At 38.2% G+C, this 21,548-nt stretch carries 25 protein-coding genes and 1 pseudogene; 8 read left to right on the top strand and 18 right to left on the bottom strand.

The window, feature by feature from the left end; all coding sequences use genetic code 11:
* Nucleotides 1–52 precede the first annotated feature (52 nt).
* The 4 genes from folE2 (at nucleotide 53) to FN924_RS09005 (ending at nucleotide 2,851) form a co-directional block, all read left to right on the top strand.
* Nucleotides 53–985, top strand: a complete 933-nt coding sequence (gene folE2 / locus FN924_RS09020) for a GTP cyclohydrolase FolE2 (protein WP_143893744.1) — start codon at nucleotides 53–55, stop codon at nucleotides 983–985.
* Between the two features lie 9 nt (nucleotides 986–994).
* Nucleotides 995–1,228, top strand: coding sequence for a membrane protein insertion efficiency factor YidD (gene yidD / locus FN924_RS09015; RefSeq protein WP_143893742.1), 234 nt, complete (start codon nucleotides 995–997; stop codon nucleotides 1,226–1,228).
* Between the two features lie 168 nt (nucleotides 1,229–1,396).
* On the top strand, nucleotides 1,397–2,284 hold the full coding sequence (locus tag FN924_RS09010; protein ID WP_143893740.1) for a manganese catalase: 888 nt from the start codon (nucleotides 1,397–1,399) through the stop codon (nucleotides 2,282–2,284).
* A gap of 60 nt (nucleotides 2,285–2,344) precedes the next feature.
* Nucleotides 2,345–2,851 carry a CBO0543 family protein gene (locus FN924_RS09005; RefSeq protein ID WP_194709706.1) on the top strand — a complete coding sequence of 169 codons (507 nt, stop codon included), beginning with the start codon at nucleotides 2,345–2,347 and terminating at the stop codon, nucleotides 2,849–2,851.
* A 231-nt stretch (nucleotides 2,852–3,082) separates the two neighbouring features.
* Here FN924_RS09005 and rsgA read toward each other — a convergent pair whose 3' ends face one another.
* The 8 genes and pseudogenes from rsgA to acnA form a co-directional block, all read right to left on the bottom strand.
* Nucleotides 3,083–4,150: a ribosome small subunit-dependent GTPase A gene (gene rsgA / locus FN924_RS09000; RefSeq protein WP_143893738.1), complete on the bottom strand. Its 1,068-nt coding sequence runs from the start codon at nucleotides 4,148–4,150 to the stop codon at nucleotides 3,083–3,085.
* 267 nt (nucleotides 4,151–4,417) lie between these two features.
* Nucleotides 4,418–4,720: a hypothetical protein gene (locus FN924_RS08995; RefSeq protein ID WP_143893736.1), complete on the bottom strand. Its 303-nt coding sequence runs from the start codon at nucleotides 4,718–4,720 to the stop codon at nucleotides 4,418–4,420.
* The gene (locus FN924_RS08990; RefSeq protein ID WP_143893734.1) at nucleotides 4,721–5,143 is read right to left on the bottom strand and encodes an acyl-CoA thioesterase; all 423 of its coding nucleotides are present in this window, start codon (nucleotides 5,141–5,143) and stop codon (nucleotides 4,721–4,723) included.
* 3 nt (nucleotides 5,144–5,146) lie between these two features.
* Nucleotides 5,147–7,417: an AAA family ATPase gene (locus FN924_RS08985; RefSeq protein ID WP_143893732.1), complete on the bottom strand. Its 2,271-nt coding sequence runs from the start codon at nucleotides 7,415–7,417 to the stop codon at nucleotides 5,147–5,149.
* 107 nt (nucleotides 7,418–7,524) lie between these two features.
* Nucleotides 7,525–7,758, bottom strand: coding sequence for a small acid-soluble spore protein Tlp (gene tlp, locus FN924_RS08980; RefSeq protein WP_143893731.1), 234 nt, complete (start codon nucleotides 7,756–7,758; stop codon nucleotides 7,525–7,527).
* A 151-nt stretch (nucleotides 7,759–7,909) separates the two neighbouring features.
* A complete protein-coding gene (locus FN924_RS08975; RefSeq protein ID WP_143893729.1) occupies nucleotides 7,910–8,041 on the bottom strand; it encodes an FbpB family small basic protein in 132 nt (43 codons plus the stop codon).
* Nucleotides 8,042–8,103: 62 nt separating this feature from the next.
* Nucleotides 8,104–8,700, bottom strand: a complete 597-nt coding sequence (locus tag FN924_RS08970) for a redoxin domain-containing protein (RefSeq protein ID WP_158633975.1) — start codon at nucleotides 8,698–8,700, stop codon at nucleotides 8,104–8,106.
* A gap of 172 nt (nucleotides 8,701–8,872) precedes the next feature.
* A pseudogene (gene acnA, locus FN924_RS08965) lies at nucleotides 8,873–11,579 on the bottom strand (aconitate hydratase AcnA).
* 260 nt (nucleotides 11,580–11,839) lie between these two features.
* Between acnA and FN924_RS08960 the strand changes: the two are divergent.
* A complete protein-coding gene (locus FN924_RS08960) occupies nucleotides 11,840–11,953 on the top strand; it encodes a small acid-soluble spore protein P (protein ID WP_143893726.1) in 114 nt (37 codons plus the stop codon).
* A gap of 43 nt (nucleotides 11,954–11,996) precedes the next feature.
* On the opposite strand, the gene FN924_RS08955 is transcribed toward FN924_RS08960, so the two are convergent.
* Nucleotides 11,997–13,121, bottom strand: coding sequence for an ATP-binding protein (locus tag FN924_RS08955; protein WP_228409629.1), 1,125 nt, complete (start codon nucleotides 13,119–13,121; stop codon nucleotides 11,997–11,999).
* 206 nt (nucleotides 13,122–13,327) lie between these two features.
* Here FN924_RS08955 and FN924_RS08950 point away from each other — a divergent pair, with 206 nt between their 5' ends.
* On the top strand, nucleotides 13,328–13,753 hold the full coding sequence (locus tag FN924_RS08950) for a DUF2621 family protein (RefSeq protein ID WP_143897177.1): 426 nt from the start codon (nucleotides 13,328–13,330) through the stop codon (nucleotides 13,751–13,753).
* Between the two features lie 30 nt (nucleotides 13,754–13,783).
* On the opposite strand, the gene FN924_RS08945 is transcribed toward FN924_RS08950, so the two are convergent.
* From FN924_RS08945 to FN924_RS08905, 9 genes are all read right to left on the bottom strand, one after another.
* A complete protein-coding gene (locus FN924_RS08945) occupies nucleotides 13,784–14,278 on the bottom strand; it encodes a CcdC family protein (RefSeq protein ID WP_143893722.1) in 495 nt (164 codons plus the stop codon).
* A gap of 26 nt (nucleotides 14,279–14,304) precedes the next feature.
* A complete protein-coding gene (locus FN924_RS08940) occupies nucleotides 14,305–14,664 on the bottom strand; it encodes a response regulator (RefSeq protein WP_143893720.1) in 360 nt (119 codons plus the stop codon).
* Nucleotides 14,665–14,680: 16 nt separating this feature from the next.
* Nucleotides 14,681–15,109, bottom strand: coding sequence for a Na(+)/H(+) antiporter subunit B (locus FN924_RS08935; RefSeq protein WP_143893718.1), 429 nt, complete (start codon nucleotides 15,107–15,109; stop codon nucleotides 14,681–14,683).
* Between the two features lie 68 nt (nucleotides 15,110–15,177).
* A complete protein-coding gene (locus tag FN924_RS08930) occupies nucleotides 15,178–15,885 on the bottom strand; it encodes a cytochrome c biogenesis CcdA family protein (RefSeq protein WP_143893716.1) in 708 nt (235 codons plus the stop codon).
* 95 nt (nucleotides 15,886–15,980) lie between these two features.
* Nucleotides 15,981–16,196, bottom strand: coding sequence for a YneF family protein (locus FN924_RS08925; RefSeq protein WP_143893714.1), 216 nt, complete (start codon nucleotides 16,194–16,196; stop codon nucleotides 15,981–15,983).
* Between the two features lie 45 nt (nucleotides 16,197–16,241).
* Nucleotides 16,242–16,694 carry a sporulation inhibitor of replication protein SirA gene (sirA, locus tag FN924_RS08920; RefSeq protein ID WP_143893712.1) on the bottom strand — a complete coding sequence of 151 codons (453 nt, stop codon included), beginning with the start codon at nucleotides 16,692–16,694 and terminating at the stop codon, nucleotides 16,242–16,244.
* Between the two features lie 142 nt (nucleotides 16,695–16,836).
* On the bottom strand, nucleotides 16,837–18,831 hold the full coding sequence (tkt, locus tag FN924_RS08915; RefSeq protein ID WP_143893710.1) for a transketolase: 1,995 nt from the start codon (nucleotides 18,829–18,831) through the stop codon (nucleotides 16,837–16,839).
* Between the two features lie 119 nt (nucleotides 18,832–18,950).
* Nucleotides 18,951–19,187, bottom strand: a complete 237-nt coding sequence (locus tag FN924_RS08910; protein ID WP_143893708.1) for a DUF896 domain-containing protein — start codon at nucleotides 19,185–19,187, stop codon at nucleotides 18,951–18,953.
* 131 nt (nucleotides 19,188–19,318) lie between these two features.
* A complete protein-coding gene (locus tag FN924_RS08905; RefSeq protein ID WP_143893706.1) occupies nucleotides 19,319–19,978 on the bottom strand; it encodes a YneB family resolvase-like protein in 660 nt (219 codons plus the stop codon).
* A gap of 275 nt (nucleotides 19,979–20,253) precedes the next feature.
* On the opposite strand from FN924_RS08905, the gene lexA reads away from it, so the two are divergent.
* Together lexA and FN924_RS08895 are read left to right on the top strand one after the other, a co-directional pair.
* Nucleotides 20,254–20,877, top strand: a complete 624-nt coding sequence (lexA, locus tag FN924_RS08900) for a transcriptional repressor LexA (RefSeq protein ID WP_143893704.1) — start codon at nucleotides 20,254–20,256, stop codon at nucleotides 20,875–20,877.
* Nucleotides 20,878–20,989: 112 nt separating this feature from the next.
* Complete coding sequence (locus FN924_RS08895) at nucleotides 20,990–21,547, top strand: CBO0543 family protein (protein WP_143893702.1); 558 nt, start codon at nucleotides 20,990–20,992, stop codon at nucleotides 21,545–21,547.
* The last annotated feature ends 1 nt before the right edge of the window (nucleotide 21,548 follow it).

The raw sequence follows: 21,548 nt of genomic DNA, 5'->3' as shown, positions 1-21,548 counted from the left end.
TGTCAGCTTAAGTATACTACGGATTAGTATTGTGGCTGAAGGGAGAATAGCTATGAATGCACCTAACAATCGAAAAAAAGTGTTACCTAATAAATTTGAAAGACACAAACTATTTGGATCTGTTGATCCTGGTCCTAAAACTAAGCCTATAGAAAAAGATAAAATGGCTGATTTACAAAACTCTAGAAAAGATTTCTTATTTGAGATTGATGCTGTTGGTATTTCTAATGTGAAACACCCGATCCAAATCACTAGTCAATTACAACCACAATCACAAACGACTATTGGTACGTTTACCTTTACATCTAAAATTAATCAAGATAGTAAAGGGACTAATATGAGTCGGTTTACGGAACAGCTTACTGAGTATCATTCTACTAAAAACTTTATTGTTAGTATTGCTTCCATGAAGCAGTTCACTCAAGATCTTGCAGTTCGTTTAAAGCAAGAAGACGCATATATGGAAGTTACATTCCCTTGGTTCTTTGAACGAAAAGGTCCATCTTCCGAATTAGCAGGGTTAAACCACGCAGATGCAACCATCAAGGTTTCTTATGATAAAAAATTTGGATTTGACGTTGAAGTCGGTTTATCTGGTACGATTACAACCCTATGCCCTTGCTCGAAAGAAATAAGTGAATATAGCGCTCATAATCAGAGAGGAATTGTATCCATGACTGTTTCATTAACGGATGACTTTGATGAAACAGCACACGACTGGAAAGAAGTGCTTTTAGAGGCAGCGGAAAGTAATGCGAGTGCAAGAATTCACCCGGTTCTAAAAAGACCAGATGAAAAAATGGTTACCGAGCAAGCTTATGAAAACCCACGATTTGTGGAAGATATGGTACGTCTCGTAGCTGCAGACTTGTATGAACAACCGTTTATAGAAAAATTTTCTGTAGCTTGTCGCAACGAAGAATCCATCCATTTACACGATGCCATTGCATCTATTACGTATGACAAATCAAAGGAAATGAAATGAGGATAAAGGATGAAAAAGATTTTTATCCTATTGGTGAAAAGCTACCAACGCTTTATTAGTCCCTTAACACCTCCTTCATGCCGCTTTCAGCCTACTTGTTCTCATTATGCGATTGAAGCATTACAAACACATGGTGCCGTGAAAGGATCCTTTTTAAGTATCAAACGAATTCTTAAGTGCCACCCATTTCATCCAGGGGGATTTGATCCAGTCCCTCCTAAGTACAAAAAAGAGGCTAAATAGCCTCTTTTTTCATGTACAATCTCACCCATATGATGCTCCCCTTATACATTCAAATCGTACTTGCTGCTAGGAGCAGGTATCAAGATGAAGTTCCTCCTTTTCTAACTGTATAGGTTTACTTATCAAGCTCATACTACTATGGACTACATCCAAAAAGGAGGAAAGCCATTGTTTTCACATGTAAAAGAGTTACAATACAATGCCAAGCCAGACCGCCCAGATCCTGTCTACGCTAAAAAGCTACAAGAAATATTGGGTGGACAATTTGGCGAAATGTCTGTCATGATGCAGTATTTGTTTCAAGGATGGAACTGCCGTGCAGATCAAAAATATAAGGATATGATTTTAGATATTGGGACGGAAGAGATTGCTCACGTCGAAATGATTGCTACCATGATTGCCCAATTACTGGACGGGGCACCAGCTCGTGAACAGGATGAAATTGTTGGACAAAACCCTGCCGTTGAAGCAGTGTTAGGCGGAATGAATCCACAACACGTGATTGTATCTGGTATTGGAGCAACGCCAACAGATAGTGTTGGCTACCCGTGGAATTCCCGATATATTATCTCTAGCGGTAATTTACTAGCAGATTTCCGCGCCAATCTTAATGCGGAATCACAAGGTCGTTTACAAGTTTGTCGTTTGTACGAATCCACAACGGACCCAGGCGTAAGAGATATGCTTTCCTTCCTTATTGCGAGAGATACGATGCACCAAAACCAATGGATGGCAGCCATTGAAGAACTAGAGAAAAATCAAAAAGCCGTTGTACCTAGCACATTCCCTCAACACCTTGAAAATCAACAAGTAAACTATTCCTTTATGAACTTCTCTCAAGGGGAGGAAAGTGCAGAAGGAAGATGGGCAAGCGGTAAAACATTGGATGGTCAATCCGAGTTTGATTATATCGCTAACCCTACAGCAATGGGACAAGTTCCCAAATTACAACCTGCCCCCGCCTACATTCATGGTACCGTTGAACCCGGACAAATCATTCCGGGAACAGAGCAAGCTAATTTTGAACAAAACCAACAAGGAAATGACTTACACTAATGGGAACAGGGGGATCCAATTGAAGGGTCCCCTGTTCTTACAAAGTAGGAGATGAAACATATGTCCCTTAAAAAGGACAAGGGTTCCTCAGCCCTATTAGTTATCACGACCATTGTGTCTTCGCTATTGTTACCATTTGCTATTTATAAACGGTCGTTCAAGGATTGGATTATTGTCTATTTAGTGAGCATTATTGGGAACACCTTAGCAGATAAGTTCTTAGTGACAAAGGGGTATTTGCGTTATTCGATTCGACCTTTTCCTAAAAGGTTTCGTATTCATTTACCATTCGACCTTATCCTTTATCCCCTCATGCTTCTATACTATAATCAATGGACCTTGAATAGTAAGCCTATCGGAATATTGCTTAAATTATTCCCGTTTGTGATTCCACAGGTACTTCTGGAAACATTTGCTGAAAGAAAGACCAATCTCATTGAGTGGAAAAAAGGGTGGAAATGGTATCATTCATTTATTAGCTTAATTATCAAACTATTGTTATGTAGAAGCATTATTGCAGGAATTAGAGTCCTTAATAAAGGAAAAGTATCTGTGAAAATTAAATAAGAGGTTGAGACAAAAGTATAGGAAGCAATGAAAAAACGAACAATTATCATTAGTGCCTATACCCCGCTCCGGAAATATATTACGCTTTCCGCGGGCGGCTGGTGAGCCTCCTCGTGCTGACGCACGGTGGGGACTCACCGATGCCTTTCCTCCCGCTTGAGTCTACGTATATTTCCGGAGCTAGTATAGGCTGTTGTTCGGCTTTTCGTTATGTCCCAGCCCCTTTCACTGTTATCTCCGATGCACTCTAGTTCGATCCCCGGCGATTTTTTTCCATCTTTCCTTTTCTTGTAGCTGTGCTTTTTTATCCGCTTTTCGTTCCAAATACTCCAGCTCTCTTTGAAGCTTGAAAAAACTATCTAAGCGCTCTTGTTTTAATGCTCCGTTTTCCACCGCTTCTTTTACAGCACAGTCCGGCTCCTGATGATGTGTACAATCTCTAAACTTACATTGGTCGGCTAAACTGATTACGTCTTCAAAGCTATGCTGAATGCTCTCCTCTGACTCCCATAGCTGAAGTTCTCTCATCCCAGGTGTATCAATTAAAATACCTCGATCTGGAATTGGAATCAATTCCCTGTGAGTGGTTGTGTGACGACCACGATCATCTCCTTCTCGTACATCCTTTACTTCCATTACATTTTTACCGACTAATTTATTGATTAAGGAAGACTTGCCCACACCAGACGAACCTAATAATGCAACCGTTTGACCTGGTTTTACATAGTCATATAATGCATCAATGCCAGTGCCCTCCATTGCACTAACGGCATGAATAGGAATTCCGAATGCTACGTTTTCCACTTCACGTAATTGTTCTTCTAAATCCTCACATAAGTCCTGCTTGCTTAGTACAATAACTGGATTTGCCCCACTCTCCCAGGCCATTAACAAATATCTCTCCAACCTCCGTGGATTAAAATCATTGTTTAGCGACTGAACGAGAAATACCGTATCAATATTTGTAGCCACAATTTGTTCTTCCGTCGTCACCCCGGCTACTTTTCTTGAAAATTTGCTTTTTCTTGGCAGTATGCCATGAATCGTTGCTTTTCCTTCTTCTAGTCGAACGGAAAGCACTACCCAATCTCCGACAGCTGGAAAATCCTGTCGCTCATTCGCCATAAACTTCATCTTTCCAGATACTTCCCCTATTAACTCAGCGGCTTCCGTTATGACTTTGTACATTCCTTTATATTCTGAAGAGATGCGCCCGATCGTATAACCTTCGTTTACGTATGATTGTGCTTGTTCTTCTACTTCTTGATTCCAACCTAATGCTCGTATATTCAATGTCATTTCCTCCAATATTCATGAAAATAAAAAAGACCGCTCAGATGCGATCTTTAAAGGCAATAAAAAATCCATCATGCATGAGGGCACACCCCGTACAGATAGAAATTCATGATATCGAAGTAGAAAATGAATTAAACCGTAGGAATGTGCCATGAGTATATATGATTTAGGTTACGTTTGCTTTCGTTATATAATCTCATAACACATACCTCCTTTAGTCTTTGTTACCAATAGTATAAACATATTCCAGTCATATAGCAAGCCAAAGTTTTACATTAATTGAAAGCGCTGCAACTGCTCCCATTGCTTTTCTTCTATAAGGACTTTCTTTTGTAAATCTCCAAATAAATCAAAATGAGGATAGTTAGGGTCTTGATGAATCCATTTTGGATCTAACTGATACCTTTTTCCCCATTCCTTTAGTTTTTCTTGATCTCCACATCCTACCTTTGTAACCGTATCACAGGTAGGGAATCTTGGGTCCAACCAATAATGAGTTAAAAATGCAATTTCCCCAGCTGCCACTTGCTTTTTCCACTGGATTAATTCTGGCCGTTTCACTCCAAACGCCATTTAAGCTTCTCCTAACGCTTGTTTATAGGCCTGGTCCCACTCAGGGAAGCTGCGACGTAAAGACACTGGTCGGAACGAATCTTTCTTCACTACGACGTGTTTGGTTGACCCGGAAACCGCGACATTTCCATCGCCATCTTTAATTGCATAATAGTACGTCACTCTAAGTCCATCGTATTCTCCAACCCATGTTTCAACGAATGCCTCTTGTCCATAACGAATTGGCTGTTTGAATGATAATTGAGCATCTATAACAGGTGATACGACGCCTTGCTGTTCCATTTCATGATATCGAAATCCCAAGGATTCAATAAAGTCTGTTCGCCCTATTTCAAACCAGACAAGATAGTTTGCATGATAGACAACACCCATTTGATCGGTTTCTTGGTATCTTACTTTAATTGGTGTACTCGTTTTTTTCAACGTCTATTCCCTCCTTAATGTGCTCCATGCATGTTCAAAGTCTTCCTTCACAAGTTTATTTACGTCTTTTCCTTTTCCTATACCTTGCTCTTCTATTCGAAGTGCTTGATATTGAATGGCTTCGTCTACAAGGTTTACAACGAATCGGGCATTTCCCCTTGGTCGATTCTCTTGATACTTAGAATGGATATAGGATAACGCATCTTGCTCGATTTCGTACGCATACTTTTGCACATGATACTTCGTTATCTCTAGTAATTCATCCGCCGTATAATCCTCAAATTGTAGGTACTTTTTAAAACGAGATTCTAGTCCTGGATTACTAGAAATAAACTGCTTCATTTCCTGTTCATAACCTGCCAAAATTACAATCAAATTCTCATTATGCTTCGTCATTTCATCCACGAGTGTATCAATGGCTTCTTTCCCAAAATCCTTTTCGCCTCGAAATAAGGAATATGCCTCATCAATGAAGAGGACACCTCCAAGTGCTTCTTTTACCTTTTGCTTTGTTTTCATCGCGGTCTGTCCGACATAACCAGCTACTAAATCACTACGAGATGCAATAACTACATGACCACGCTTTAAAAAGCCACAATCATTTAAAATTTTCGAATAAATATTTGCTACCGTTGTTTTTCCAGTACCTGGATTCCCAGAGAATACGGCATGAAGCTGTATGGGAACGTTCGGTAATCCTGTTTCTTTTCGTTGTTGCTGCACTCGGACAAAAGAGGATAGTTTCTTGACTTCTTCTTTTATATTTGTCAATCCGATTAAGTCATCAAGTTGTTGAATAGGCTCCTCGTCTTGATTGGTTTGGTTCAACAAATGTAAGTCCTCTTGACTGAGACGCATATGGTCAATCCAATGACCTCCTGATTGGCTTTCCTTCATCGCCCCTTTTTTGAAGATCGCTTTGATCACAAGGTTCCTTACAGTTCTCGCATTTCCGAATGTTTCATCAACACGAGATTTTTCTATGAGCTCATACAAGGTATATAACGCTTGCTCTGTGAAGAAGTAATCGTTTTGCAATGCAGTTTCTTCTGCAATTTTAATCAGCTCGTTCATTTCGAAATCAGGTAATTCCATGTGATTCTGTTCAGGAAAACGACTGCGCAATCCTGGATTTGACCACAAGAATTGCCGCATTTCCTCTGGATAGCCTGCTAAGATAACTGCAAATTTCCCCTCATATTCCTTACTTGTCATAGTAGAAACTAGTGTATCAATCACCGCTTGCCCATAATCGTTACCGGTTTGTCCCTCTCGCTTTAAGCTATATGCTTCATCGATGAACAACACGCCACCGATTGCTTGTTTGACATATTGCAAGGTATTTTCTTCACTCTGACCGACATAAGAACCAACTAAGTGAGAACGGTTTACTTCGATCACTTTATTCGTCTCTAACAAACCAAGTTCAAAATAAATGGAGGCTAATAAACGAGCCATTGTTGTCTTACCAGTACCTGGATTTCCAGTCATTATCATATGTAAACCAGGTTCATCGACCATCGTAAAGCCGAGTTCTTTTCGCTCTTTTTGATATTTCAAATATCGATAATATTGCTTCACATATTGTTTGACATCTTGTAATCCTACCATGTCATCCATTTTTTCAAGTGCGTTCTTTTGATTAGGAGCTTGAAAAGATTTCGGAAAGTGATAAGGAATTTTCTCTTTTAAAAGGGTTAAATCCTTTACATATTGATTTAAGTAAGAGACAGAAATATTGCTTCTTCTGTTTTCTAGCTCCTCAATGGTTTCTGATAACAGTTCCTGTAAATCGGTTAATTTCTTGCACATATTCTTGTATAAATCAAAAAGCTGGCTTTTACTAGTACCCGTATCTTCTTCAATAGGCTCGACTTTGTTCAGAATTGTAGTAATGACATCTTTTAGCTCCGTACATTTTTTTAGCTTCGCTGGTTCAAAGTCTGTTTCTCTAATAGACCAATTCTCCAATTCGTCAAAGGATAGGTTAGCATAGAAAGCAAAGTACTTTTTTAAGTTACTTAATTCCTGTAGCACAGGTGCATCTGGATACAGTTGTTTCCCTTCTTCTAATAGGGTTTCTGTAATCCGATCCTCATCATAATGTCGATTTAATCGATAAAATGCGAGCATACCGTACACATTGGCTTTCTGTTCAGCCGAAATTTCACTATTATTTTTATATGTATCAATTAAACGAAGTGCTTCTACTTCAGATAATGGTGGAGTTTCCTTATATATGGACCATTGTTGATTGATTTGATGATTATCCAAAAATACCGCTCCTTCCGATACCGATATTTTATCATACGTCTTGCAGCTATATGAACAATATCGCTTTTAAGTAAAACGAACAAGGCCCTTAAAAGGGCCTTGTTCGTTTAGTGATCTTGATGTTGATCACGATATTCGTCTTTAATTTCATTCCTCATGGCTTCAATGGACTCCTCACGGCGCGCATTTTTAGCTCTAATATTTTCCTTTTCTTGCTCATTTGAAAAGCGCATAGACTCGTGTGCCTCTTCCAAATTTTCTATCGTGTTCTGAATATTGCTTTTTAGCTTTTCAATATTATCGGAACGATCATCTGGATTTGGTTTATTGTGGAATGCCAAGGTAAGCCCTCCTAAGGAATAATTTATGCTCCCATCAAGGAGCCTTTCCTATTATTTGCTTCCTCCATCGACCTATTCCAAAATCGTGTACCAATTTTCTGTAAGTTTTAACCGAAAAAACAAGTTCTGATCTCCTTTTTTGCTTCCATCGTTATGATTTATTGCTTTCCCACTTCTGTTCCAGCTTTTCATCTATTTCTTCTAACAATTCAACATCACTTAAGATTTGTTTCCGATTTTCTTCCACAAGCTCCTCAAAAATGGGTTTCTTTTTAAATGACAAGGTAACCCTCTCCTTTCGTATTAGTAAAAGGATTACCCGTTTTCAGAAAAATATAACTAGTTCTACAAATTTTCTTTAATGATGTTTGTCATGTATTCTTCCGTCATTGGTCCCATTTTTGTTTCAATTAATTTGCCTTCTTTATCAAGGACAAAGGTTGTAGGTAATCCGACTACTTGATACTGATTAACAACAGAACCTTCTTTATCTAACAATACTTCGAATGTGTAACCGCCTTGTTCAATATAATTCTTGACTTTATCTACACCATTTAACTCCGAATTTAAAGCATTTAATGCAATGATATGAACATCTTCCTCATATTTTTTTTGAACGACTTCCATGATTGGCATTTCTTCTTTACAATAATCACACCACGTAGCCCAAAAATTCAAAAACACAAGCTTCCCCTGATATTGTGAAAGAGTGGTTGTATCCCCTTGCAGATTTTCTAAAGAGAAATCTGGAGTTAGTTCACCAATCGCAAGTGCTTCTGGTGCATTGGAGGACACAATTCCAGCCCCTTCTCCTCGACTATTCAAATCTTGCATCGTATTGGTGGATGATTTTACATCAGACTCATTGGCATTCCATATAGTAAATCCAAGTGCTATGACTAAGCCGAGCATACATGTTCCAGCGATGATCTTTTTAAACATGAAAAGGACTACCTCCTTGTGGTTTTCGCTCGTACAAGCATATGTAACTCGAGAATCCATTATACCATGCGAAAAGAGAATTATGAAAAATCAGGATGCGACCTTTTGTAAAAGATTCCGTGTTGAGTACAAAACCAAAGAAAAAGCAGCCATGAGCGGCTGCTTTCTTCCTTTAGTGTGCTAATTTATTACGTAATACCATTTGTAAAATACCACCATGGCGGTAGTAATCAATCTCTACGTCACTATCGAAACGAGCAATAGCTTTAAATTCTTTTACATTACCTTCTTCGTCTGTAACTTTAACTTTTACTAAGTCATGCGGTTTTACACTTTCATCGATTTCGATATCAAATGTTTCTCTTCCAGTTAACCCTAGAGATTCTGCTCCTTCTCCTTTTTGGAACTGAAGTGGGAGCACTCCCATCATAACTAAATTAGATCGGTGAATACGTTCAAAGCTTTCTGCAATAACCGTTTTAATACCTAGTAAGTTCGTACCTTTTGCTGCCCAGTCACGAGAACTACCCATTCCATAGTCTTTACCAGCGATAACCATTAGACCAGTATTGGTTTCTTGGTATTTCATTGCTGCATCATAGATAGGCATTACTTCTTCTGTTGGCCAGTAAGTGGTGAATCCACCTTCTGTACCTGGAGCAATTTGGTTACGAATACGGATATTCGCAAACGTACCACGCATCATTACTTCGTGGTTACCACGACGAGAACCATAAGAGTTAAAGTTTCTAGGAGAAACATTTTTCTCTTGCAAGTATTTACCTGCAGGCATATCTTTTGCGATTGCTCCAGCAGGAGAAATGTGGTCCGTAGTTACAGAATCGCCAAACTTCCCAATGATACGAAGACCATTTAGTGGTTTTACTTCACCAGCTTCTTTAGAAAGGCCTTCGAAGAATGGTGGGTTTTGAATATACGTAGATTCGTTATCCCACGCATATAATGGCTCATCTGTTGTTTCAATCGCATTCCACTTCTCGTTAGAGTTAAATACATTTTCATATTCTTTACGGAAGATTTCCGGTGTAACGACTTTTTGTACTTCTTGTCTGATTTCATCCATAGATGGCCAGATATCGTTGAAGTAAACGTCTTTACCATCTTTATCTTTTCCAATAGGTTCTGCTTTCAAGTCTACATCGACAGTTCCCGCAAGTGCGTAAGCTACAACTAGTGGAGGTGAAGCAAGATAGTTTGCTTTCACTAATGGATGAATACGACCTTCAAAGTTACGGTTACCAGATAGAACAGAAGAAACCGTTAAATCGTTCTTCGCGATTGCTTCTTCAATTTCTTCCGATAAAGGACCAGAGTTACCGATACATGTTGTACAACCATACCCTACTAGGTTAAATCCTAATTGATCTAAATAAGTCATAAGACCTGAATCTTCCAAGTAACGTGTAACTACTTTTGAACCAGGCGCTAAAGATGTTTTCACGTATGCTGGAACTTCTAAGCCTTTTTCTACCGCTTTTTTCGCAAGTAGACCGGCACCAAGCATAACGTAAGGGTTTGATGTGTTTGTACAAGAAGTGATCGCAGCGATAGCAACCGCTCCTGTTTTCATCACAGATGATTTACCACTTGGGTGATCTACTTTTACTTCTTTATCAAATTCTTTCTCATCCAATCCAAAGCCTTGGTTTCCAGCTGGAGCTGTGATTGCTTTGTTAAACGATTCTTTCATTTTAGAAAGTGGAATTAAATCCTGTGGACGCTTCGGACCAGATAAGTTTGGCTCAAGCTCAGAAAGATTAATTTCAACAAGCTCTGTAAACTCAGGATCTGGTTGATCAGAAGAGTACCATAGATTATTTTCTTTACAATATTTTTCAACGAGCGCAATTTGCTCTTCACTTCGACCAGTAAGTCTCATGTAGTTTAAGGATTCTTCGTCCACTGGGAAGAAACCACAAGTTGCTCCGTACTCTGGTGCCATGTTTGAAATCGTTGCACGATCCGCAAGCGGCATATCTTTTAGACCTGGTCCGAAGTACTCAACGAATTTTCCTACTACATTTTTCTCACGCAAAACTTGTGTTACTTTCAACGCTAAGTCTGTAGCAGTTGTTCCATTAGGGAAGCTACCCGTAAACTTAACCCCAATTACTTCAGGTGCTGGGAAATAAGAAGGTTGTCCAAGCATTCCGGCTTCCGCCTCGATACCACCAACACCCCAACCTAAAACGCCAAGACCGTTAATCATCGTTGTGTGAGAATCTGTACCTACAAGTGTGTCGGGGAATGCATCATATTCACCGTTTTCATTTTCAAGTGCGTGCACGACATTCGCAATATACTCCAAATTCACTTGGTGTACGATACCAGTTGCTGGTGGAACAGCACGATAGTTATCAAATGCTTTTTGTGCCCAGTTTAAGAACTCATAACGCTCTGCGTTACGCTCAAATTCTAATTCCATATTACGTTGTAATGCATCAGCAGTACCATAACGGTCTACTTGTACAGAGTGGTCAATAACTAAATCAACCGGCACTTCCGGATTAATTTTATCAGGAGATCCACCCATATCTACCATTGCTTTACGTAAGGAAGCAAGGTCTACGACAGCTGGTACCCCAGTGAAATCTTGTAAAATTACACGAGAAGGCTTAAATGGTACGTCCTTCCCCTTCTGTTTTGCCCCAATTTGTAAGGCTTTCCACGTGTTCGTCTTTAATGACATGTCCATCATGTTGTCTAACTAAAGATTCAAGTAAGATTCGGATAGAAAAAGGTAGACGTGAAACTTTACCTAATCCTGCATCTTCTAATGCTTTCAGTTGATAGTAATTGTACGTTTTACCGTTTAAATCAAACTGCTTTTTCGCATTATAAGCATTCGTTTTTGCCATAATTACGTTACCCCCTTTTGTTAATCAATCCAGTCTCTCCATTCCCCATGTCACAACGATTCGACTAGATACTTTTTCATTCTCTGCATTTATTTATTTTAAATGAAATCGATTTATAAGTAAAATGTTACGTCAAATATTTCTTTGGAAAAATGAACAAAAAATGAATAGCTTTGTTAAATGTAGAAATTAAAAAATCCATTCATCTAGAATGGAAGAACAAATTTTGCCTAACCTATTATCAAAGGAGGAGGATTGTAATGTCTAAAAAGAAACAAGATAAAGGCGGACAACCAGAGCCTCTAAGTGGATCCAAAAAAGTGAAAAACAGACAGCACAGCAGACAAAATAAAGCTGGTACTCAGAGTCTTTAATAAAAAAGCAGAGTAACCTCCTTTTCGAGGTTGCTCTGCTATCCTATTGAAGAGGAAGTGGAAGTGAAACTCGGAATGTGGTTCCACTTTTTTCGGTATTTTGGAATATAGAAAGACTTCCATGATGATGCTCTAATATTTGGTTACATATCATTAGTCCTAAACCAGTACCCTCTTTTTTTGTAGTAAAAAAGGGTTCCTTTACTTTGTGCATAATACTTAAAGGAATACCCGGACCTTCATCAACAAAATCAATATGGCATTTATCCGCATTAGTATGAGCTTTAATACGGATAACACCAGCTTGGTCCATTGCTTCAATCGCATTTTTGATTAAGTTTATAAATACTTGTTTCAATTGTGACTTGTCACAGTATAAAAGAGGATCTTCTATCATCTCCACTTGAAGGTCGATTCTCTTCAAGTTAGCTTGAGGTTGTAACAGCGTACTGACATCCGCAATCATATCAGACAAACGCACTTCATTTCGGTCATCCGTCATTGGTTTGGCAACAAACAACAGCTCGGATGTAATGTTCTCTATTTTTTCAATCTCTTCTATCATAATTTTAAAATAATCTTCTTTTCTTTCATGGCCAGTCTGGAGTAGCTTTACAAATCCTTTTAATGATGTTAACGGATTTCTAATTTCATGTGCAATTCCTGCAGCCAATTGTCCAGAAACAGACATCTTTTCCGAACGAATCATCATTTCCTCCGCTTCTTTCTTGTCCGTAATATCTCGGAGGACGCTTACATATAAATCGACATGCTTTTCCTTATCCAGTAAACGCGCTATTATTACTTCCATCCAAACATATTTCCCTGCATGATTTCGAATACTTGCATAAAAACGGTTAGAAGCTTCCTGTTTCAAAGGAAGTTTCGATCGAATTTCTTCATGCTCAGATGGCGATACATAGTTAAAAACTAAATCACCTATTAGCTCTTCAGGAGAATATCCGAGAACTTGGGAGATTGATTTGGATATATAAACAAAATGTCCTTCTAAATCAACCACCGAAATAACATCAAAGCCATGTTGATCTACCCAAGCTGAGAAATGTTCTGGGAGAGTTGATAGATATGTAAATTTAGCTACATTATTCGACTGTTGCTCACTATGTTCTGAATTCAGATGATTAAGATTCTCACTGGAGAACATCATTCTCCCCCCTCATTCTACAACTTTATACTCCTATTGTATTCCTATCTGCAAAGTTATTCAACAAAAAATGACAGTGTTCGATATTCCTCTCCTTGTTTTTGCCTTGTAAATTCTAAATTATCGTCCTATAATACTAGTGATATAAGTTATTTTTACTACGAGAAGCCATAGTTGAATGCAGAATGTTAAATAAAGAAGGTGAAGAAATGTCAACTGGTTTCGGGTTTTTTATATTAGGATGGGTTTTCATTCTTATTACATTTATGTCTATCGGTGGATTCTTTATGTTTCGCAAGTTCTTAAAACGACTCCCTAAAGAAGACGGCAAGTCCATCATTGACTGGGAAGAATATTACATAGAAAAGACGAGACACATGTGGGGGAAAAATGAGTTGACATTACTAGAGGATTTAGTCTCCCCAGTTCCAGAATTGTTTCGTGATGTAGCAAAACAAAAGATTGCTGGCAAAATTGGAGAAATTGCCTTACAAAAGAAAACAAAAACGATTACACAGGATATATTGATTGAAGGCTATATACGAGCAACGCCAAAGCGTGATCATAAGTTTTTAATTAAAAAATTGAAAGAAAGAAATATCGACATTGCGCCTTACCAAGCATTATTTGAATAACGTCCCAAAAAATACCACTATCTGATATTATTAATCAGATAGTGGTATTTTTTGCTTTGATTTATCTAATGTTTTTTTAATCCTAGAATACTTCACGAGCATCGCTATTCTCCAAGATACAATCATTCCGAAAGCTAGTAAAAAAAACATGCCACTTGTCTCTCCAACGGATATTGTATGTCCAACGATTAACTTTAAAATAATACGAACAATTAATAATCCAATTAAGATAAAGGCAAATTGTTTAGACGGAACTAGATAAATATCATTATCTTTAATTTGGAATTGGGAGGATCGAATCAATAAAATAGAAAATAAGACCCCAACACAAATAGCTTCTAATACTTGTGACCACTCTACTCGGAACATTGGAACAACAAACATAAATGCGCCAGTACTCATAAAGAGTGGAGGTAATATAATTCGCACTGCATTTGTCGGCTTTTTAGAGGCTTTCAAACGAACAAATATCATGGATGTTGCCATGGCAGCGCCTACGACTGTTGATGCAATTGCCCAAAACATGAAATCATCTCTTTCCGCGTAGCCATTTATCCTAGAACTCGTTCAATTGCTTCCTTCACACGATTATCGTCAAATGGTTTAACAATAAAATCTTTCGCTCCTAATTCAATGGCTTCTACGACTAATTGTTGTTGACCCATAGCAGAACACATAACGACTTTCGCACTAGAGTCCATTTGCTTTATCTCTCGAAGTGCTTCAATACCGGTTTTTTCTGGCATAGTAATGTCCATTAACACTAAATCAGGTTTAGAAGATTTGTACAATTCTACAGCCTGATTTCCATTCTCTGCTTCTCCAACTACTGTATGGTTTAACTCTTTTAGAACATTAGATAGAGTTAACCGCATGAATTTTGCATCATCTACGATCAGTACGTTTGCCACAAATGCTCCCCCTGTTCTATTCTCTGTCTTCCGCAATAGATAGTATAATTGTCATCGTTACGCCAATAACGGTCAGGTACACCCCTAAATCAAAAAGGAGTGCTGTTGCAAGTTCTTTTTCACCGAATATTGGAAGGTGAAAATACGCAAATGTATGACTTAAAAATGGTTGATTAAAAACAAAAGATCCAAGTCCTGTTAATAAAGCAACCGTTAGTCCGATAGGGATAAAAAGTCGAAAATTAATCGGAATGATTTTTCTCACTGTTTCAAAACCATACGCCATATACATGAGCACAAATGCTGCAGATGTCATAAGACCACCAACAAACCCACCTCCAGGTGAACTGTGTCCAGCAAGAAAAAGATAAATGGAAAATGCCAACAAAATGAAGGCAATTAAATTCGTTGTTGTTCGTAGAATTAAATCATTTGGAATTCTCATACCACTGACCCTCACTTCCACTCGTTACACCTATAGTACAATAGTTTTTATTGTTTTTCCATCGTTTACTAAAAACCTGTAAAACCAAACCAGCTTGCTAAGAAGGAAGTGAGTTTTGTCATCCAATCAAAAAACAAAGCTACTCCCATAAAAATCATCACGTATCCTCCAATTTTCACTAATAGAGTACTGTTTCGCTTGATCCAATTCCATCGCCCAATAAAGAAGGATAGGAGCAGAAACGGAATGGAGAACCCTAACGAATACGAAATCATCATAATAAGACCTAATTGTGGTTTCGTTGCTGCAAGGGATAAAACAACTGCTAATATGGGTCCCATACAAGGAGACCATCCCATCGAGAAAGCTAAACCTACTAAATAAGATCCAATATACCCTGAAGGTTTATGTTTAAATCGAATCTTTCGTTCTTTCATTAGAAATTCAAAATTAAATAGTCCGACGATGACTAACCCGAAAAAGATAATAATAATTGCTCCGACCTGACGAATTGCATCTTGCCAAGTCATAAGAAATTCTGAAATAAAAGAAGTTGTGAAGCCAAGCATAACAAACACACTTGAAAATCCAAATAAAAAGAAAATGGTATGGATAATACTTCTTCTGTTAAGCATGCCATTTTCTTCTTTTATTTCACTAATGCTCATTCCGGTTATGTAAGAGAGAAATGCAGGATATAACGGAAGTACACACGGAGAAATAAACGATAAAAATCCTGCTCCAAACGCAATAAAAAGGTTTATATCAGAAGACATCCCTATCCCCTTTCTGTTAATACCAAATAGGAATCCCTTGCTGGCCCATCCTGGGTAAACAAGGGATTCCTAGATAATCACAGGTTGTCCAACTATTATTTTTGGTTGTTCATTGCCCGCATCATTTGATTGATTTTCTTCTGGGAAGGTTTTTGCCCCATCTGCATCATAAGTGTGCGTAACATTTGTTCATTAATCGGTGGATTCTTTTTCATATAGTTCATCATATATCTTCTGGCGATGAAAAATCCTAACGCTACACCAGCAATTAAAGCTAAAATAGCTATAAGTACGACCCAAAGCGTGCCCATATCAAGCTTTCCTCCTTCATGTTGTTTCTCATACAGTATAGTAAATCAAAGTAGAGAATACAATAGTTGAGTGCTTAAAGCGAGCTTTCTCTGCTTTATCGGAGCAACCCAACCGTAATTACTCGTATGTTTTTCAATGACAAAAAAAGAAGAATCATATTTCTTTAACGTTTGGAACAAAACTTGATCTGCAAGTTGATAATCTTCTGTTGAAACATATAGCCGTCGGGATGATGCATACATGGATAGTTGTTTCCCTCGAAATGTACCGCGCATCAAGCTCCCATCCCTTTGCCATTGAAATTGTGGAAACTCTTTCTGTAGCAACCAGATGACGTCCTGAATAGGAAAACGACGTGTTACAAAATCAAATTGCAGCTGTAAATAATCATTATAGGAACTTTCGTATTCCTGGAAAAAACGATACATGATTCCGGAACGATAAAAATAATGAGAAGAAAACTCTGGTTTTATCCAATATATCAAATACTCTAGCATAATATGTTCCCCCTACGAGAAACATTATACACAACCTCTATCCAATAGCTTGTCAAACGCCGAAGAAAAAACCATCAAGTTTTGTCGATTCTATACAGGGATGAAACCCTTGACCTTCTGCCAAGGGTTTCTCACAATCCTATTATAAAGCTTCTACATGCTTGACCACATTATCGACCGTAAAGCCGTATTCCTCAATAACTTTTTCTCCTTTTGCAGAAGCACCAAAAGTAGAAATACCAAGAACCTTTCCTGCCAATCCTGTGTATCTTTCCCAACCAAATGGAGAAGCCATTTCAATCGCTAGACGTTTAGTAACAGCAGAAGGAAGAACACTCTCTTTATATTCTGCAGATTGCTTCTCGAAACGATCCCAAGAAGGCATGCTTACGACCGAAACATCGATTCCTTTCTCCAATAACGCTTTTTGTGCTTCAATCGCTAGCTGTACCTCAGAACCAGTTGCTAGTAGAATAGCATCCGGCGTTTCTTTAGAAGACTTGCTAATCACGTATGCACCTTTTTTAACACCCTCATATGCATTTTCTTTCGTACCTTCTAATGTAGGAAGGTCTTGTCTTGTTAACACTAACGCAGTCGGTGTTTCTTTCGATTCAAGAGCCAAGCGCCATGCTGCTTGTGTTTCATTACCATCCGCAGGGCGTATTACGGAAAGGTTTGGCATTGCACGTAAAGAAGCTAGTTGTTCCACCGGTTCATGCGTTGGGCCGTCTTCTCCAACCGCAATGGAATCATGCGTCAACACGTAAGTGACTGGCATATTCATAATGGAAGATAAACGCACCGCTGGGCGTAGGTAATCGCTGAATACGAAGAATGTTCCACCGAATACCTTCAAGCCACCGTGAAGAGCCATTCCATTTAAAGCTGCTGCCATCGCAAATTCACGTACTCCAAACCAAATGTTTCGACCAGCTGGATCTATTCTTGAAAAATCACTAGCATCCTTAATTGTTGTTTTGTTAGAGCCAGCTAAGTCTGCACTACCACCGAAAAAGTATGGGATAGATTTCGCTATACCGTTTAATACTTCTCCAGAAGAAGCACGCGTTGCTAATGCTGAGCCTACCTCATAAGTTGGTAGGTCTTTGTCCCAACCTTTCGGAAGATCTCCAGCCATGGCGGTTTCTAATTCCTTCGCCAATTCAGGATATTCTTTTTTATAGCCTTCTAATAAGCTATTCCATTTCTCTTCTTCTTTACTTCCACGATCTACGATTTTCTCTTTGAAATCAGCGTACACTTCATTTGGTACATGGAAGTCCTCATGTGGCCACTGATAAAATTCTTTTGTTAACTTCGCCTCATCTCCACCTAATGGTGCACCATGAGATGCGGAAGAAGCTGATTTATTTGGAGACCCATATCCAATAATTGTTTTAACTTCAATTAAAGTTGGTTGTTCTAGATTTGCTTGTCCTTCTTTAATTGCTGCTGCAATCGCATCTACATCATTTCCATCCTCAACACGGATAACTTGCCAACCATATGCCTTAAATCGTTCCTCTACATTTTCAGAGAAGGATTTATTCAGCTCTCCATCTAATGAAATATCGTTGGAATCGTAAAGTGCAATTAGCTTTCCTAATTGCAAATGACCTGCTAGAGATGCAGCCTCGTGGGAAATACCTTCCATTAAATCCCCATCACTAACAATTGCGTAGGTAAAATGATCCACTATTGAAAAATCACCTTTATTGTATTTAGCAGCAAGGTGTTTTTCCGCCATTGCCATTCCAACAGACATCGCAATACCTTGTCCAAGTGGACCTGTCGTAGCCTCTACTCCATCTGTGTGATGAACTTCTGGATGACCAGGTGTTTTAGAACCCCATTGACGAAATTCTTTTAAATCATTAATTGATACATCATAACCAGAAAGATGAAGTAGGCTATAAAGAAGCATAGAGCCATGACCAGCTGATAAAACAAATCGGTCACGGTTAAACCATTTCGAATGCTTAGGATTATGGTTCATAAACTCTGTCCATAACGTATAAGCCATTGGAGCAGCCCCCATCGGCAGACCCGGGTGGCCAGAGTTCGCGTGTTCAATCGCATCAATAGACAATGTTCGGATCGTGTTGATGGATAGTTGTTTTGTATTGTTTACCATGTATGTATCCCCTTTCTTTTTGGACCTCATATGTACACTTCTAATCCTATAATGAAACGTACGAATAAACAAGCATAATAGCAAGAAAAAAGTCATTTCTTACTATTATGCACTGTGTACTAATGAAGCTTTTTGGAGTTATTTTTTAAAGCTTTAACTTTTTCAGGTGTTACATCGTCGCCATTCGGATCTACAATCGTCATATTTTTAAATTGATTGGTGAATGACTTTCTAACATTCTTTAAATATTCCTCACGAAGCGTTTGTTGTTCTTTCTTTTCTTCAGCGGTCAACCCATCTTGTTTCGCTTTTTTCGCTAAAGCATTTATACGATTAAGCTTTTCCTTTGAAATCATTTTATTCCTCCTTTTTGCATCTCCATTGTTTATCAATACTATATAAATCATTTGAACGTTCGCTAAACAACTTTATTAAATAAAAAGACAAGATACACCACAACAGGTATCTTGTCTACCTTAATTCTATATTATCGTTTTAAATCCTGGGATTCAAGCGACACATACTCTCTGTATCTGCGATGGATAGTTGCACGAGAAACGGAGTATCCAAAACCTCTTAAAGTTGCAGCAATTTCTTCGAACGTTAAGTTATTATTTCGCAAACGAATAATTTCATCCATCGGAAGATCCGAACGAGTCCTACCAGGCGAACGATTAATATCTTTAAAATTCTTACTTGGATTGTACCCTTTTTCCATTGCTTTCTTCATTCCACGTTTAATTTTCATATTATGAATTTTGCGCTGATACTCTTCGACAACACTGACAATTTCTAAAACCATACTGTCCGATTCTGATAATTGATGCTCACCATTATGGTTCAGTGAATAAACTTTGACTCCTAGTTTGTGGAGTTGATGAAAAATAGCAATCTTTGAATTTCCCCGTCCGAGCCTCGTTTCATCCTGTATAAGAAGAACATCTGCTTGTTGATTCGCAAATAAATCAAGCATTTGAAAAATTCCTTCTCTCTCCAACTCATAGCCACTGTACCTCTCTTCAATAATATCTACTATATGAAATTGATAGTGTCTGGCTAATTCTATCAATTCTTGTTTTTGTCGTTTGAGCGAGGGTTCCTGCTCTTCTTTCTCGGTACTTACCCTACAATAAATTATAGCGTTCATGCTAGAAGCTCCATTCTATTAAATAGAAGTGACAGATACATACATAAAGGCAAGTGTCAGCGCAAAAAGTCCAATGTAAAAGCAATCTACTTTTGATAGTTTGTGAAACATAAAAAACACCTCCGCACTAATAATGAGAACAATTGTTCTTGTAATACTTATAGTAATACGAACAATTGTTCTTGTCAATAGATTTTTTCGAACGCTTGTTTGTATATTTTGGGATTGCATGCTATACTATTGGTAATAAAATCTATGTGTGAGGTGTGCGGTATATGACAAAACTATCAAAACGTCAACAAGCAATTTTAGAATACATAAAAGAACAAGTACTAGATAAAGGCTATCCCCCTTCCGTAAGAGAAATTGGTGAAGCAGTTGGGCTAGCATCGAGCTCTACCGTACACGGTCATCTATCTCGCCTTGAGAAAAAGGGATTTATAAGAAGAGACCCAACGAAGCCTCGTGCGATAGAAGTACTTAACATAGATGGCGATTCATCTGTCCCAACGCATGAAGCTGTCTTTGCTCCAGTCATTGGTAAAGTAACGGCTGGTTTACCAATAACCGCTGTCGAGAACATTGAAGAATATGTTCCACTGCCGCCTACCATTGCTAGTTCAGGAGAAAACATCTTTGTTCTAGTAATTGAAGGAGAAAGTATGATTGAAGCAGGAATATTGGATGGAGATATGGTGATCATAAAGCAACAACAAACCGCACAAAACGGAGAAATCGTTGTAGCTATGACAGAAGATGAAGAAGCGACTGTAAAACGTTTCTTTAAAGAACGGGATCATATCCGCCTTCAACCTGAGAATTCTACTATGGAACCATTAATCTACCAAAATGTAATGATTCTAGGAAAAGTAATCGGACTCTATCGAGACATTCACTAAACGAAAAAGGCTCAAAACGAGATGTTTTGAGTCTTTTTTATGGACCAGAATGTTATAAAATGTCGAATCCTCGTCCATCCTGTTGTTATGAAGGCAGGGGGAGTTGGAATATATGATTTCTGAACAAGAATTAATGAATGCAAAAGAGCATACCGCGATATTATTAAAGCAATATTGGCACGAACAAGTAGTTAACACACCACAATGGTGGTTTCTTTTAATTAGTCTAATCCTTCCCTGGATCGTATGGTTCTTTTTAGTGGATCGTAACCGTCTACTTCCTATTACTTTTGTCGGTTTATTTTTTATGTTCGTCTCCTCTTTTCTAGACCAATTGGGAAATTCTTTAAATTATTGGCGATACTCCTATATGTTAACACCATTAGAAAAAGAGGAACTAATCCCAACTAACCTGGCATTAATTCCAGTTGTTTATATGTTTCTTTACCAATATTTAAAAAAGTGGAAAAGCTACATAATCGGAAGCTTATGTATAGCATTATTTAACTCTTATATTGGGGGAATAGTATTTACATGGTTTGGGATTTATCACTTACTAGAATGGAAATACATTTTTTCTGTCCCTATTTATTTCGTTCTTGCTTTGCTAGCAAAATATATAGTAGATACTTTCCAAAGGCTGCATCAAACGGCTGGTCCGAAAGAGTAGC

The sequence above is a fragment of the Radiobacillus deserti genome, from assembly GCF_007301515.1.
GTDB lineage: Bacteria > Bacillota > Bacilli > Bacillales > Amphibacillaceae > Radiobacillus > Radiobacillus deserti.
Note: the sequence above shows the minus strand (reverse complement) of the source record. Positions and strands in the feature narration are given on the sequence as shown.